A 14599-nucleotide genomic window follows, 5' to 3' on the forward strand; every position below is an offset into this window, starting at 1 on the left:
CAGCGAAGGTCTGCTTCAGGGAGAGAGAGATGACACGGAACGCGCTTATCGCGAGCACTGCGCTTGCGGCCGCACTCTGCATGACCGCCACCGCCAACGCTCAGGATGCAGCCCCGCAAGCCACGCCGCAGGCCGACCGGCAGGCAAGCGACGGCGACATCATCGTCACCGCCACTCGCCGCGAAACGACCCTGCAGTCCACCCCGATCGCGGTGTCCGCCTTCGGCCAGGCGCAGCTTGACAAGCAGCAGGTCAAGGACGTGACCGATCTGGCGCGCTTCGTCCCCTCGCTGCAGTTCAACCAGCAGGGCGACCAGTCCGCGGTGCTGCTGACCCTGCGCGGCATCGGCAACGACAGCGCCTATACCGAAGTCGCCGACCCCGAAGTCGCGATCTACGTCGACGGCATCTATTCGCCGCGTTCGCAGGGCGCATCGGTGCTGATGTACGATATGGAGCGCGTCGAAGTGCTGCGCGGCCCGCAGGGCACGCTGTTCGGCCGCAACGCCACCGTGGGTGCGCTCAGCCTGATCTCCGCCAAGCCCAAGCTTGGCGTGTTCGAGGGCAACGTCGAAGTCGTCGGCGGCAACTACGACCGGCTGGGCATTCGCGGCGCCATCAACATCCCCATCACGGATACGCTGGCCGCCCGCGTGGCCTTCGTTTCCGACCGCCACGACGGTTACGCCGATTACCAGCCCGCGCCGGATATCGAAGGCATCAACAAGTCCGCCTTCGTCACCAGCGGCAAGAAGTATTACGCCGCCGATCAGAAGTCGCTGCGCGGCTCTCTGCTGTGGGAACCCAGCGACAAGTTCAGCTGGAACCTGTCGGCAGAGGGCTTCTGGGATACCGGCGCACCGGTGATCGGCCTGTTGCAGACCCCGCGCGAAGGGACCAAGCGCTGGTCCACGCTGTCCGACACCGCGCCCGACACCGATCGCTATTCCGCCGCTGTGCGCAGCACGATGAACTACGATATCACCGATGGGATCCAGCTGAGCTACATCGCCGGCTGGTCGCGCATCGGCGGTTCGACGCAGACCGATGCCGATGCGGGCGCCCTGCCCCCGACCGGCGAAGTGGACGCCAACGGCAACGACCTGCCGCTGGGCGCCTTTGGCGAGAACCGCACGCTGTCATCTCGCTATGACTTCCAGAGCCACGAAGTGCAGCTGAAGTCCTCGGGCGAGCAGGCGTTCGACTGGATCCTCGGCGCCTACTACAGCCACGAAAAGAACCGCATCCGCTTCGATATCGACCAGCGCAACGGCTACCGCGACGGCACGTTCAGCTGGGCGGGCAGCTTCATCCAGGCCAATCGCCAGATCGATTCACGCGCGGTCTTCGGGCAGGTCGTGTGGCACGCCACTGACGCGATCCGCGTCACCGGCGGCCTGCGCTACACCTCCGACAAGAAGGAGGACATCGGCGGCCGCAACGTGACCTATTCCGGCGACGGCTGCAGCCCGGCGGATCTTGCTCCCGGCGGCGCCTGTCAGGCAGGCATCTTCGGCGCCTATCCGGGCGCGACGGCGGAGGAACTGGTAAACCTGCTGCCCGGCTTCTCGATTTCCAGCAACGACGTGAAGGGCAAGTGGGACAAGCTGACCTATCTTGCTCGCGTCGATGCGGATCTGGCCGAAGACGTACTGGGCTATGCCAGCATCAGCACCGGCTTCAAATCGGGCAACATCCAGGACAACGCAGGCCTTACCGACCCGGAAACGCTGACCAACTATGAAGTCGGCCTGAAAAGCCGCTTCCTCGATCGCATGATCACCCTGAACCTTGCCGCCTATTACAGCGACTTCAAGGGATACCAGGTCAACCAGGCGGTCACCTTCCGCGACGATGAAGGCAACGTCACCAGCAGCCAGATGATCACCCAGAACGCCAAGGGCGCGACGGCCTACGGCCTGGAAGCGGAACTGACCGCCAACTTCACGCCCAACGACCGTCTGCAGTTCTCCGGCACCCTGCAAAAGACCAAGATGGACGATCTGGAAAGCGTCGACGGGCGCCTCTACGATGGCGGCAGGGCATCCTCCATCGTGCAGCTGAAGGGCAACGAACTGGCTCACGCGCCGCGCTTTTCGGCCAGCGTCAGCTACGAACACGATTTCGTGATGGCCAGCGGTGCCACGATCACCCCGCGTTTCACCACGCATTACGAAACCAAGAGCTGGCTGAGCTATTTCAACGGCGACGCCAACCCGTTCGTCAATGCCAACGATCCGGCCGACAACATGCCCGATCGCGGCACCAACGGCACTTCATGGGATCGTCAGAAGGCGTACTTCCGTTCGGACGCGTCACTGCGGTTCACTTCGGCAGACCAGAACTATTCGGTGGAGGCTTTCGTGCAGAACATCGAGAACGCGAAGATCCGCACCAATGCCAGCGCCTTTGGCGCGCCGCGCTATGAGCCGGTGTTCCTGTCCAACCTGCAGGCGCCGCGCACCTGGGGCGTGCGCGCGAAGGCGAACTTCTGATCGATCGATGTCGCGCCCTCGCCTTCATCCCTCCCGCCCAGGCTGGGCAGGGTGAAGGCGTGGGACACCCTTGATGACCCGCGCGCCGTGCACCTCCTCCGCACCGCGCGGTCAACTGGGCGGCGGCACGGCAAACCTGCCGGCCGCTGCCCCCTCCTTCCCCCCCGCACCTTTCGGCCACGTTCAGCCTCCTTCGGGTCGCCATCATCAGGTAAGGACGCAACTATGACCGCCGTCTCCCGTATCTCGCTTGCCGCCCTTGCCGTCGGCCTCCTCGCCGCTCCTCTGGCGGCCCAGAATCAGCAGCCGGACCAGCAACCGGCCGCCTCGATCGCGCACCCGGACCTATGGCCGAAGGTCAATGCGCAGCCCCGACGCGATCCGGCGGTGGAGAAGCGCGTCGAGGCCCTGCTCGCCGGCATGTCGGTAGAGGACAAGGTCGGCCAGCTGATGCAGGTGGACATCGGATCGATCACCCCCGCACAGGTCCGTGAAACACGCATCGGTTCGGTGCTGAACGGCGGCAACTCCGGCCCTTACGATGACGAATATGCATCGCCCGCCAAGTGGCTGAAACTGGCGGACGAATACTATGACGCCTCGATGGCCGGCTCCGGTCCGAAGATCCCGATCATCTGGGGCACGGATTCGGTGCACGGCAACAACAACATCGTCGGTGCCACGCTCTTCCCGCACAACATCGGCCTTGGCGCCGCGCGCGACCGTGACCTGATCCGCGAAATCGGCAAGGTCACCGCGCTGGAAACGGCCGCGGCGGGCCTCGACTGGACTTTCGCCCCGACCCTTGCGGTGGTGCAGGACGACCGCTGGGGCCGCACTTACGAAAGCTATTCCGAAGAGCCCGGAATCGCGGCCGACTATGCCGGCGCGATGATCGAGGGCGTGCAGGGTAAAGTCGGCACCAAAGGCTTCCTCGCGCCCGACCGCCTGATCGCCACGACCAAGCACTTCCTGGGCGACGGCGGCACCGGCGGGCGCGACCAGGGCGACACGCGCGTCTCGGAAGAAGTGCTGCGCGACGTCCACCTCGGCGGCTATCCCGCCGCGATCGAGGCTGGCACGCAGTCCGTCATGGCCAGCTTCTCCAGCTGGAACGGCGAGAAGATGAGCGGCAACAAGTCGCTCCTGACCGACGTGCTCAAGGACCGCATGGGCTTTGACGGCTTCGTGGTGGGCGACTGGAACAGCCACGGACAGGTCAGGGGCTGCTCGAACGAGGACTGTCCGCAGGCGATCAACGCGGGCCTCGACATGTTCATGTATTCCGGCCCGGCGTGGAAGACGCTTTACGCCAACACCCTGCGCGAAGCGAAGGACGGCACCATCCCCGCCGCCCGCCTCGACGATGCGGTGCGCCGCATCCTGCGCGTGAAGCTGCGCGCGGGCACGTTCGACCGGGGCCGCCCGTCGAGCCGCGCCTTCGCGGGCAAGTTCGCCAACATCGCGTCCCCGCAGAACCGGGCGATCGCACGGCGGGCGGTGCGCGAATCGATGGTTCTGCTCAAGAACGGAGGCGTGCTGCCGCTGAAACCCACGGCCAACGTGCTGGTGGCCGGCGCGGCGGCAGACAGCATCAGCCAGCAGGCGGGCGGCTGGTCGATCACCTGGCAGGGCATCGACGTGCCCAATTCCGCCTTCCCTAACGCCCAGTCAATCTGGAAGGGCATCGAGGAGACGGTAAAGGCCGGCGGCGGCACCGCAACATATGCGCCCGACGGCCAGTTCGCGAAGAAGCCCGATGTCGCCATCGTCGTCTTCGGCGAAAAGCCCTATGCCGAATTCAAGGGCGACATCCCCAATCTGGAATACAGCCCCGGCGACAAGCATGACCTTGAAATGCTGCGCAAGTTCAAGGTAGCGGGCATCCCGGTGGTGGCGGTGTTCCTGTCCGGCCGCCCGCTATGGGTGAATGCAGAGATGAACGCCTCCGACGCCTTCGTCGCCGCGTTCCTGCCGGGCAGCGAGGGCGGCGGCGTTTCCGATGTGCTGTTCACCGCAAAGGACGGCAAGCCGAAGTACGATTTCCACGGCAAGCTCAGCTTCTCGTGGCCGAAACGCCCGGACCAGTACGTGCTCAACCGCCGCGATCCGAACTACGATCCGCTGTTCGCCTTCGGCTACGGCCTGACGTATGCGCAGCCGGGCAAGGTCGGTAAGCTGGACGAGACGCGCCCCGCCGGGCTGGAGCAGGCATCGCCCACCGCCTTCTTCGAGCGGGGCCAGATCCCGCCCGGCTGGGAAATCGCCGCGCAGGGCGTGCGCCAGTCCGCCGTCGACCACCGCGCGCAGGAGGATGCGAAGCGCCTGACCTTCACCGGCGCCGGCACCGTCTCTTTCGTCGCTCCGCGCCCCTTCGACCTTTCGCGTGAAAGCAACGGCGAGATCAGCCTGGTCTTCGAATACCGGCTGGAAGGCCCGGCTGCCGATATGATGACCGCCGGGCTGCAGGCTGACGGCAAAGTGGTGGAAGTGCCCATCGCCCGCACCCTTGCCGCGACCGGACAGGGCCAGTGGGGGCGCCTTGCCATCCCGCTCAAATGTTTCGCCGCACGCGGCGCGGACATGACCGGCGTCACCGCGCCGCTGGTGCTCAAGACCACCGGAGCGGCAGATATCAGCTTCTCGGACGTGAAGCTGGACTACGTTTCGGTGCCGATGACCCAGTGCGGGGACGAAAAGTAATGCCCCCTCACGCCGCGCGGCGCTGTTTGCGCACGCTCGTTTCGTAAAGCGCGAAAAGGTCGGCGAAGTGGTCGTCGCTGGTGCGGGCGGGTTGCGGGCGATGCTCTCGCTCGAACAGCACTTCGACGATCGCGCGCGCCGCTGCCGCCGGGTCGCAGGCGGCGTAGGTGATGCCCCCGCCGTTCGCGGCATGGTCCACCGCACCGCCTTCGTCCGGCACCACGATCGGCACACCGCTGGCCCGTGCCTCGGCCGCAACCATGCAGAAAGTCTCCGCCTCGCTGCCGTGGACAAGGGCGTCGGCGCTGGCGATCACCCGTGCGAAAGTATCGGGATTGCGCTCCGGCTGGAACAGGCGGACATGCGGATTACCGGCAATGTGCTTGAGCACGGTTCTCTGTTCGCGCCCTTCCCCGAACAGCACGAAGCCCACCGGCCGATCGCGCGAGACAGAGGCTACCGCGTCCAGCACCAGCGGCCAGCGCTTTTCCGCAGCCAGCCGCCCGACGCCCAGCAGCAGGCGCGCATCTTCGGGCAGATCGCAGGCCGCCAACAGGCGCGCGCGCAGGGCCGGATCACGGTTCTGCGGAGAGAAACGGCCGGGCTGCACGCCCATCGGCACCGTCACCGTATTGGCGACCCCGCCGTCCGCCAGCCGCCGCGTCAGGCTGGAATTGGCACAGACGACATGGTCGAAGCCGCGGCTGTGCCGGCGCAGGTGGTCCCAGTAGACAGAGAATTGCCAGTCAATCGTGCGCCGCGCGAAAACCTGCCCGAACCAGCGATAGGCATAGGCGGAAAGCGGATCGGCATGCATGATCATGCTGCGCGGGGCATCCCCCTTCCAGTCCGCCACAAGCCGCGCGCTGCGCCAAGGTGATGCGGCTTCCACGAAGTCCGGCTGCAGTTCGTCCAGCGCAGCGTGCAACTGCGGCGCCGAGGCGAAATACCAGTATTTGCGATCGAGCGGGAAACGCGGGTTCTTCAGCGTGATGATGCGTGCTCCGGGGCCGCGTTCGATCACCGCGTCCTCGTCCCCCGGCGCAAGTATCACGATCTCGTGCCCCAGCGCCGCACCGACGCGCAGCTTCTGCTCAACATAGGTGCGCACGCCGCCGCCCTTGGGCGTGTAGAAGGCGCAGACGTCCACGATCCTCATGCTTTTGCCCCTTACTTCACGGCAAGCGGGGCGACGCCCAGCCCACGGCGGTAATTCATCACGATCGAGATCGTCTTCGGGCCGCTGCCCACGCTGGCGCTGGCCTTTTCCGCGCTCGGCTTGCTCCAGCCCAGCTTCGGGTTGCCCGCAAAGCCGATGCCGTCGATGCGCCAGCCGAACTTGCGGTTGTTGTCGCGATCGTGGAGCAGGCTCACCGCGTATTCGCCGGGACCGGGCACGCGCACGCACAGGCGCACAGGGCCGCTGGCGGGCACCGGCACCTCGACACGGCGAAAGGTCTTGCCCGCGCTGACCAGCACATTGTCGTCTGCGAGGAAATCGGCATTGTTGGCGGGGTAGACCTCAAGCTTCAGGTTGCCGGTGCGGTCCTTCAGGCCCTTCACCTGCACTTCGAAGGAGGAGCCTGCCTCATCCGGCCGACAGCGCCCTTCCGCCTTGCCGAGATCGGGGGTGGAAGGAATAGTTGCAGCATTCGCCAGCAGCAGCAGGGGCAGGATCACGGGCGTTTCTCCGGATTGGCGAGGTCGTTGAAGGCGATGAGCGCACCAAGCACGAGATGCGCGGCAGTGATCAGTCCGGCCATCAGCGCCATAAGCGTGCCGATATCGCGCTGTTCGCCCAGCACCACCACAGTGATCCCCGCGAACAGCAGATCCTTGTTCGGCACCAGCGGCAGGCGCGAAACGAGCAGGCGCAGTGTGGACAGGTACAGCCACCAACTCAGCGCCACGTCGGGCAGTACCATGTGCCACAACAGCGCAAGGAACACGGTGGAGACGACGATGCGCGCCAGATGGACGCGGGTGATCATCCACAGGTCATCGCGCGAAAGGGAGAAAACCTTGCGGCGGAAGGCCATGGCGCCCAGCGAGATCGCCAGGATCACACCCAGCGATCCGGTCAGCAGGCGCCCGTCGATGCCCAGCTTGTCGAAGCCGAGCGATGGCACCGCGAAGACCAGCAGGGCCATAGTCACCACGTTGCCGGTGACGGCGGAAAGGATCGACACGTCCTTGACGGTGCCGAACGGTGCGGCGGTCAGCGTGACGCGGCTGCGTGCCCAGGTGTAGAAATACGCCTCGCCAAGATAGCCCAGCAGCAGTTCGTTGTAGATCTTCTTGCGCAGCAGTGCGAGCACGCCGCTGCCCGGAATGCGCCACAGCTTCCAGTAGATCAGCCATTCGCTGGCGGGCGTGATCAGGTAATAGCCCGCGAAGATCAGCCAGAAACCGGGCGATGTCGGGATCATCTGCGGCAGGCGGCGCAGTTCCACGCTGTTCGTCTCGTGCAGCACGGCGGCGATCACCGCCAGCGACAGCAGGATGGAGAACACCGCATTGCGCCCGCGCTTGGCGGTGCGATCCTGCGGGGTCAGTGCGATGGTCGCCAGATCGACGCCGTCTGCGGTAGCGGCCAGGGTTGCAGGTTGAGACAAGGTCATCTCCGGGGTGACAGTCACTGCGAGCGCCGCAGCGACCGGCAGGGTGCAAGCGTGCTGAGGGCCAGATCGCGCCGCCGCTCCGCCTCGCGGCGCAAGGTGACCTCGCGCATGAGGTCGAGGTAGCGGCGCGCGGCCCCTTCGAGTTCGTAAAGCGCGGCCACGGCGCGGGCACGCTTGGGATCGCCGCGCAAGTCGCGCAGGGCCGCGATGCCTTGCGCAAAACTTTGCGTGCAGCGGGTGGGCACCATCAGGCCGGTGCGGCCGTGATCGATGAGGCCGGCCATGCTGACGCAGCAGTCGGTGGCCAGGATCGGCCTGCCCGCCGCCAGCGCCTCTACCACGACGCCGGGCAGGCCCTCGTAGTCGGAACTCAGCAGCAGCGCGTCATGGTCTGCCAGCAGCGGATCGATCGTCGCCACGTGGCCGATGAAGTCCACTTGCGTCGCAATGCCCAGCGATCCGGCGAGCGCTTCGAGGTGAGCGCGTTCCGGCCCGTCACCGGCAATGGTCAGGCGATCCTCTGCCCGCGCCCCGGCCGCGAATGCGCGCAGCATCAGCGCGAAATTCTTCTGCGGCGCCAACCGTCCCGCCGCCAGATAGCGCATGCCCCAGGCCGAGGGCGCGCGCCGTTCGATGCGGCCAAGCTGGATCAGGCGGCGACGATTGACGATCGGGTTGGCGATCACCTCCACCTGTCGCGGTTCGGCCAGCATGCATTCGCGCACCTCGCGGCGCATCGGCTCGGACAGCGCCACCAGCGAATCGAACATGCCGCCCTGTGCCCGCAGCCATGCGCCATAGCCGTGCCGCATGGCTGCGGACATATCCGGGCGGCGCAGCGCGTTGCTGATCTTGAGCATCATCGGCGGCGCGTGGTGGCCCATCAGCAGCCGCATCGCCGCCCCGATCACCGCGTAAGTGTTGCCCGGACAGAACAGCACGTCCACCCGGTTCTCGATCAGGAAGCTGTATAGCGTGTGGACCATCAACGGCGTGCGCCACGATGCCATCGGCAGTCGGCCGGGCAGGCTCCAGTAATCGAGCGCGGGCGCACTGCACAGGCCCGCGCCGCCCGAGCGGCCGAGCACCACGGTCACGTCATGCCCGGCGTCCCGCCATTGCGCAGCAAGCCCCAGGGCGACGCGTTCGACGCCGCCCGGCTCAAAGCTGTGAATGGGGATCGCGATGCGCAATGGTTCGTGCATGTCCTTCAGACGCCGCCAGTCGTCTCGTTCCGCAGGGCCACTATGAGCGGGTCATTTCGAGTTTGTGACGGTCCTCCGCCCGGTCATGCGCCGGACACGCGAACGACTTCGAAACGTCTCCGAACTGACTGCAAGGCGTCAGATTAAGCGCGCAGATGCTGCGCCGCACAAACCCGTGACAGGGCAAACGCTACCAGGGGGTATACCTAGCAATGCGCGCAACTGCCTTTCGCCGTCTCTGCATCCTCGGCACCAGCCTTGCGGCCATCGCGGCAAGCGCTCCCGCCATCGCAGATGAAGCCGCCGACGCCGCCGCTGCCGATGCTTACGACAATGCCGAAGCCATCGTCGTCACCGGCCAGCGCACCACCTACAACAACGCCGCGCTGGATGAGACGCTGATCGACGACAAGTCGCCCATCGCGTCCGCCATCGACCTGATCGGCACGCTGCCCGGCGTACAGGTGAACGAAGGCGACGCCTTCGGCTTCGACGACTGGTCCACGACCTATTCGATCCGCGGCTACCAGACCAATCTCGACACCCAGCAGGTCGGCATCACCATCGACGGGCTGCCCAACGGCGGTTCGGGCTACGGCGGCGGTTCCAAGGCCAACCGCTTCATCGATACTGCCAACATCGGCACCGTCGAGGTTTTCCAGGGCACCGCCGACATCGCATCGCGGTCCAACGAGGCACTGGGCGGCACCATCAACTTCGTCACCGCCGACCCGATCGACGACATGCGTGTGCGCCTGTCCGGATCTTTGGGCGACTATGACGCCAGCCGCTATTACGGCCGCCTCGACACCGGCCTGATCGGCGGCATCGCCAAGGCTTGGTTCTCCTATGGCCACCAGCAGGCGACCGACTGGATGGAAGGTTCTGCCGACAACCACCGCGACAACTTCGCGATGAAGTTCATCGTCGACACCCCGGTCAGGTTCACCGGCTACGCCAGCTACGACGAAGCCTCGGAACAGAACTACGACCAGATCTACACGCCCGAGGACTACGCCGCACATCCCCGCCGTGACGCCCTTGTCGGCGTGTGGACCGGGGTTCCGGTCGACGATCAGAACTATCGCGGGGTCTGGGGCACCCGGCGCAAGAACTTCTTCGGCTATCTCAAGGCGGAAACGAAGATCGCCAACGCGCTCGATCTCAAGGCGTCGGTCTACTACCACGACATGGCAGGCCGCGGCGACTGGGCGCCGCCCTACATCGTCGACGTGACGCAGGACAGCGGCGCCGAAAGCGAGATCAACGGCACCAGCACCGTCAGGGGCACCCCGGCATGGTGGGCCACGCTGCCCGCGGGCTCGCAGGTTCCGCCGACCTACACCGCCACCAACGCCGCCGGCGAACAGGTAGACCCGACCACCGCCGCCAACTACACCTGGCAGCAGTCTTACCGCCACACCCATTACCGCAAGGACCGCCTTGGCGGCACATTCGACGCGGCATGGAACACCCAACTGGGCGCCTTCGAGAATACCCTGCGCGGCGGCATCTGGTACGAAGACACACATCGCCGCGAATGGCGCGACTGGCATCACGTGACCGACACCAGCGTCGGCCCGGCCTATGACGCGACGCCCTACTGGACCCAGTACGACCGCAAGTATCCGCAGACCACCTTCAAGTGGTACGCCGAGGATCAGGTCCAGTTCGGCCCGGTCACCGCGAACTTCGGCGTCAAGCAGTTCATCAACCACCTCGACCGCACCGACCTGTTTGGCGAAAGCGCCGATGTCAGCGTCAAGTCCAAGTCGAAAGTGCTGCTTTCGGGCGGCATCCAGGTGGAACCGATGGCCGGGCTCGACCTGTTCGGCGGCTATTCGGAAAACTTCAAGGCGCTGTCCGACACGCTGCTGGAATACAGCGAAGACGCCTTCGAAAGCATCCAGCCCGAAACGGCCGAGAACTGGGAAGCGGGTGCGCGCTATTCCAACGGCATGTTCAACGCCTCTGCCACCTGGTTCAAGAGCAAGTTCTCCAATCAGGTGATCTTCGTGCCAAGTTCCACCTCTGCCGGACCGGACTACCTGAGTGAAGGCGACGGCAGCTTCTTCAACGCAGGCGGCATCGATTCCGAAGGCTTCGAACTGCTCGCCAACGTGCGCCCGGTCACCGGGCTCAGCCTCTACGGTTCGTATACCCACATCGATGCCAAGTACCGCGGCACCGGCAACCCCGAACTGGACGAGGAACAGGGCGTAACGGCGGGCAACCGTGTCGCAGGCATTCCGAAGGACATGTGGGTGCTCTCGGGTACGTACAACTACGGGCCGGTTACGCTGGGCCTCACCGGCAAGTACACCGGCAACCGCTTCGTCGATGCTGGCAACGCCTGGGTCGCGAAGAACTACTTCATGACTGACCTCTCGGTGGCGGTGAAGGGCGAGGGCCTGACCGACAGCCTCAAGGACCTGCAATTCGCCCTCAACATCACCAACCTCACCGACGAAACGTACATCGGCGGCATTTCGGGCAATTACGCCTTCCTCGGCGCGCCGCGCACGATGGTCTTCAGCGTGACCGCCGACTTCTGACCGTAGCGCGAAGGGCGGGGCGGCGTTCGGGGGGACGCCGACCCGCCCCTTTTTCTTTTCACGCCGGCACTCGAAAACACAGGATCACCCGCCATGACCACGCTTCGCACCCATCAGGTATCCCGCCGCGCGCTGCTTGCCGGCATGGCCGGGGGCGTGGCGACCATGGCGCTGCCGATTTGTGCCCTCGCTGCTGCGGCCGTGAACCCGGTCTTTCGCCACGGCGTAGCCGCCGGCGATCCGGACGCATCCAGCGTAGTGCTCTGGACCCGCGTGAGCACCGCTGCGGCAACCGACGTGCAGTGGGAACTGTCCGACAGCCCCGCCTTCGCGAAGATCCTGAAAACAGGCACCGTGCGCACCGACGCTGATCGGGACTTCACCGTAAAGGCGCTTGCAACCGGCCTCCCGGCAGGCGCGACGTTCTTCTATCGGTTCCGCATGGGCAAATCAGTCTCGCCCATCGGCCGCGCCCGCACTTTGCCTGAGGGACGGGTGGACACGCTGGGCATCGCGCTCGCCTCCTGCTCCAACTACGCCTTCGGCTTCTTCAACGCCTACGACGCGATCGCCAAGGACGCCGCGATCGACTTCGTGCTCCACACCGGCGACTACATCTACGAATATGGCGGCAAGGGTGGCTGGGGCGAAGGCGTCGCGCGCACCATCGGTCGCGAACATGCGCCCGCACATGAAATCGTCACCCTGTCCGATTACCGAACCCGCCACGCGCAGTACAAGACCGACGCCGGATCGTTGGCGATGCATGCGCAGCACACCCTGCTGGCCTGCTGGGACGATCACGAAAGCGCCAACAATCCATGGACCGGCGGCGCCGAGAACCACCAACCCGCCACCGAAGGCGATTGGACCGCACGCCGCGCCGCCTCGATCCGGGCCTATTACGAATGGATGCCGGTGCGCGAACCGGAATGGCTGGCCGTGAAGGGCCGTACCCGTGCGCAGTTCTGGCGGGCCTATCGCTTTGGCGACCTTGCCCTGCTGCACACGTTGGAAACGCGCCACACGGCGCGGGCCAAACAGATCGACTACCTTGGCCACGCGCAGGACATCATCGACGATGCCTCCGCCGAGAAGTTCCGGCGCGAAGTGCTCGGCGCCCCGGACCGTCGGATGATCGCGCCCGAACTGGAAGCCGACCTTGAAGCCGCGCTGGCGCAGTCGGTACGAGACGGCCAGCCCTGGCGCGTGATCGGCTGCCCGATGGTGATCGGTCGCCTCGACGTGCCCGATCTGGCAAAGCTGGGCGTGCTGCCCGACCCTTTCCCCAAACTCGCCGCCGCGAAGTCGAAGCAAGAACTGGCGAAGCTGGCCGCCGATCCGCACGTGTCGCTGGCATGGCGCGGTCGCTGGAACCTGCCTGATTACACCGACACCTGGGGCGGCTACCCCTGGGCGCGCGAACAGTTCTATGCGCTGTCCCGCCGTGCCGGTGCGGGCGACCTCGTGTTTCTCTCGGGCGACAGCCACAGCTTCTGGACCAACGACCTTGCCGATGCGCAGGGCCGCCCGGCAGGGATCGAATTCGGCACGGCCGGCATTTCATCGCCCGGCGACTTCATGGACAGCGGCTTCGGCGAAGAAACCGCGCGCAAGCTGGACAAGGCCTATGCCGAGCACATGCCCGAGGTCGTGTGGACCGACAACATGCATCAGGGCTACGTGCGCATGCAGTTCGGCCGAGACAGCGGCACCGCAAGCTTCGTGGCCGTCAGCACCGTCCTGTCGCGCGACTACACGATCAGTGTGATCCGCAAGGACGCCTTCCGCCGCGACGGCACCCGCCTCCGCTTCGCCTGACATCAGACCCGCAACCGCATGGACAGGACGTCATAGGCAGGGGAATAGCCCCTCATCCGTGTCGATACGTATCTATTTGCGGGAGCCCGCCAAGGCACCCTCAGTGTATGGCTATCTAACGAGGCTTCGGTGAAATTCTCAAAAGCTTAGATAGCTAGGCGGCGCCATCAGGAAGGTATCGGTCCAGCACGGCAAACACGCCTGCGGATTTCCAGAGTTGCCGATTTCCAATGACATATAGCGACGTCTTCGCGCGGGTAACGGCAACGTTGACAAGGTTGGGTCTGCCTCCAGCCCAGGCGCGTGCGCCGTTTTGCGAAGACATCTGAGCGCCGAGGACGAAGAACACAATCTCTGCCTCGCGACCTTGTACAGTGTGAACCGTGCCAACATGCTCCCAGACCCAAGCGCCTGGATTGTCTACCCATCCATGCAGCACACGGCTTTTGAGAATTTCCTGCCGCAGATGGTCCTGAACAATCACGAACGGGGTCACCACGTAGAGGTCAGGTTTCGCGCCGCCGTACTTCAACCTGTTCAGCCCATCGATGAGGATAGCGGCCTCATCTGCGCACCATTTATCAGGTCCTGGCTTACCCTGAACATCAATCCACTTGGACGGGCCGAGGATCGCGTTTTCAGGCGAGGCCGTTTTCGCCTGCACCATCAGGTTGGCATAGGCGATCTCGTTGGAGATATCGAACATCGGGCTGTTGCAGCGTCTGTGCACCAGAAGGGGTACGCCAACGTCGCGGTGACCACTGCCGATCGGAAAGCGCGCGCAGTACTGGCTGGCGCTATCGGCAACCGTCTGCACAGATGCTTCGTCGCGATTCCTGAAGACAGGCACGGACGATCAAAGTTTCTGGGTGGGCTTCACCGGTAAGGTGTCGCAGATCGCGGACGTCCACCAGCACGGCCTGCGCGATCGGCCGTCGCTCCGGGCAAAGGCTGTCTCGTATCCCAAGCGCGAACTGCTGGGGGCGACGATGGCTGACCGCGATCGACTGCTCGATACGCTTTACGAGCATCTCGCCAGCGCCTGACCGTTGAACGCATTTGGACGGGCGCCCTACCAAATGCAGGGGGATAGCGCCCGCCTGCCCGCAACCGCGACATGGCCGTCATGGCCGATCCCACTTTCACCGCTGTCGATCTCTCGCGCCTGCCCGCGCCGGACATCATCGAGACGCTCGACT

General features: G+C 65.2%; 10 protein-coding genes. 5 read left to right on the forward strand and 5 right to left on the reverse strand.

The genetic code is table 11. From position 1 onward, the window contains the following. The first annotated feature begins 29 nt into the window (after positions 1-29). Positions 30-2495, forward strand: a complete 2466-nt coding sequence (locus A8V01_RS23985; RefSeq protein ID WP_103098759.1) for a TonB-dependent receptor — start codon at positions 30-32, stop codon at positions 2493-2495. Positions 2496-2720: 225 nt separating this feature from the next. Continuing rightward, entirely contained in the window at positions 2721-5198 is a 2478-nt protein-coding gene (locus A8V01_RS23990; protein WP_103098760.1) for a glycoside hydrolase family 3 protein, read from the forward strand. A gap of 7 nt (positions 5199-5205) precedes the next feature. Here the strand turns inward: A8V01_RS23990 and A8V01_RS23995 are convergent, their stop codons facing one another. The 4 genes from A8V01_RS23995 to A8V01_RS24010 are packed head-to-tail and all read right to left on the reverse strand — an operon-like array spanning position 5206 to position 9024. Beyond that, complete coding sequence (locus tag A8V01_RS23995; protein ID WP_103098761.1) at positions 5206-6357, reverse strand: glycosyltransferase; 1152 nt, start codon at positions 6355-6357, stop codon at positions 5206-5208. Positions 6358-6368: 11 nt separating this feature from the next. Continuing rightward, entirely contained in the window at positions 6369-6878 is a 510-nt protein-coding gene (locus A8V01_RS24000) for a DUF2141 domain-containing protein (RefSeq protein ID WP_103098762.1), read from the reverse strand. After that, positions 6875-7819, reverse strand: coding sequence for a hypothetical protein (locus A8V01_RS24005; RefSeq protein WP_211295147.1), 945 nt, complete (start codon positions 7817-7819; stop codon positions 6875-6877). Before A8V01_RS24005 ends, A8V01_RS24000 begins: the two co-directional genes overlap by 4 nt. Positions 7820-7833: 14 nt before the next feature. Beyond that, positions 7834-9024: a glycosyltransferase gene (locus A8V01_RS24010; protein WP_170066042.1), complete on the reverse strand. Its 1191-nt coding sequence runs from the start codon at positions 9022-9024 to the stop codon at positions 7834-7836. A 212-nt stretch (positions 9025-9236) separates the two neighbouring features. Between A8V01_RS24010 and A8V01_RS24015 the strand changes: the two genes are divergently transcribed. Continuing rightward, entirely contained in the window at positions 9237-11579 is a 2343-nt protein-coding gene (locus A8V01_RS24015) for a TonB-dependent receptor (RefSeq protein ID WP_103098763.1), read from the forward strand. A 93-nt stretch (positions 11580-11672) separates the two neighbouring features. Next, positions 11673-13400, forward strand: coding sequence for an alkaline phosphatase D family protein (locus tag A8V01_RS24020; RefSeq protein WP_103098764.1), 1728 nt, complete (start codon positions 11673-11675; stop codon positions 13398-13400). 154 nt (positions 13401-13554) lie between these two features. Here the strand turns inward: A8V01_RS24020 and A8V01_RS24025 are convergent, their stop codons facing one another. Next, positions 13555-14217 carry a DEAD/DEAH box helicase gene (locus A8V01_RS24025; protein WP_211295136.1) on the reverse strand — a complete coding sequence of 221 codons (663 nt, stop codon included), beginning with the start codon at positions 14215-14217 and terminating at the stop codon, positions 13555-13557. Between the two features lie 19 nt (positions 14218-14236). Here A8V01_RS24025 and A8V01_RS24030 point away from each other — a divergent pair, with 19 nt between their 5' ends. Continuing rightward, entirely contained in the window at positions 14237-14446 is a 210-nt protein-coding gene (locus A8V01_RS24030) for a phage virion morphogenesis protein (protein ID WP_425437357.1), read from the forward strand. The last annotated feature ends 153 nt before the right edge of the window (positions 14447-14599 follow it).

Origin of the sequence: Novosphingobium guangzhouense, from assembly GCF_002896965.1 — a bacterium.
Classification (GTDB): domain Bacteria; phylum Pseudomonadota; class Alphaproteobacteria; order Sphingomonadales; family Sphingomonadaceae; genus Novosphingobium; species Novosphingobium guangzhouense.

Excerpts from the sequence above, each read along its gene's own strand:
- A8V01_RS23990 (WP_103098760.1), top strand. The coding sequence starts at position 2,721 with ATGACCGCCGTCTCCCGTATCTCGCTTGCCGCCCTTGCCGTCGGCCTC.
- A8V01_RS24010 (WP_170066042.1), bottom strand. The coding sequence starts at position 9,024 with ATGCACGAACCATTGCGCATCGCGATCCCCATTCACAGCTTTGAGCCG.
- A8V01_RS23995 (WP_103098761.1), bottom strand. The coding sequence starts at position 6,357 with ATGAGGATCGTGGACGTCTGCGCCTTCTACACGCCCAAGGGCGGCGGC.
- A8V01_RS23985 (WP_103098759.1), top strand. The coding sequence starts at position 30 with ATGACACGGAACGCGCTTATCGCGAGCACTGCGCTTGCGGCCGCACTC.
- A8V01_RS24005 (WP_211295147.1), bottom strand. The coding sequence starts at position 7,819 with ATGACCTTGTCTCAACCTGCAACCCTGGCCGCTACCGCAGACGGCGTC.
- A8V01_RS24020 (WP_103098764.1), top strand. The coding sequence starts at position 11,673 with ATGACCACGCTTCGCACCCATCAGGTATCCCGCCGCGCGCTGCTTGCC.
- A8V01_RS24015 (WP_103098763.1), top strand. The coding sequence starts at position 9,237 with ATGCGCGCAACTGCCTTTCGCCGTCTCTGCATCCTCGGCACCAGCCTT.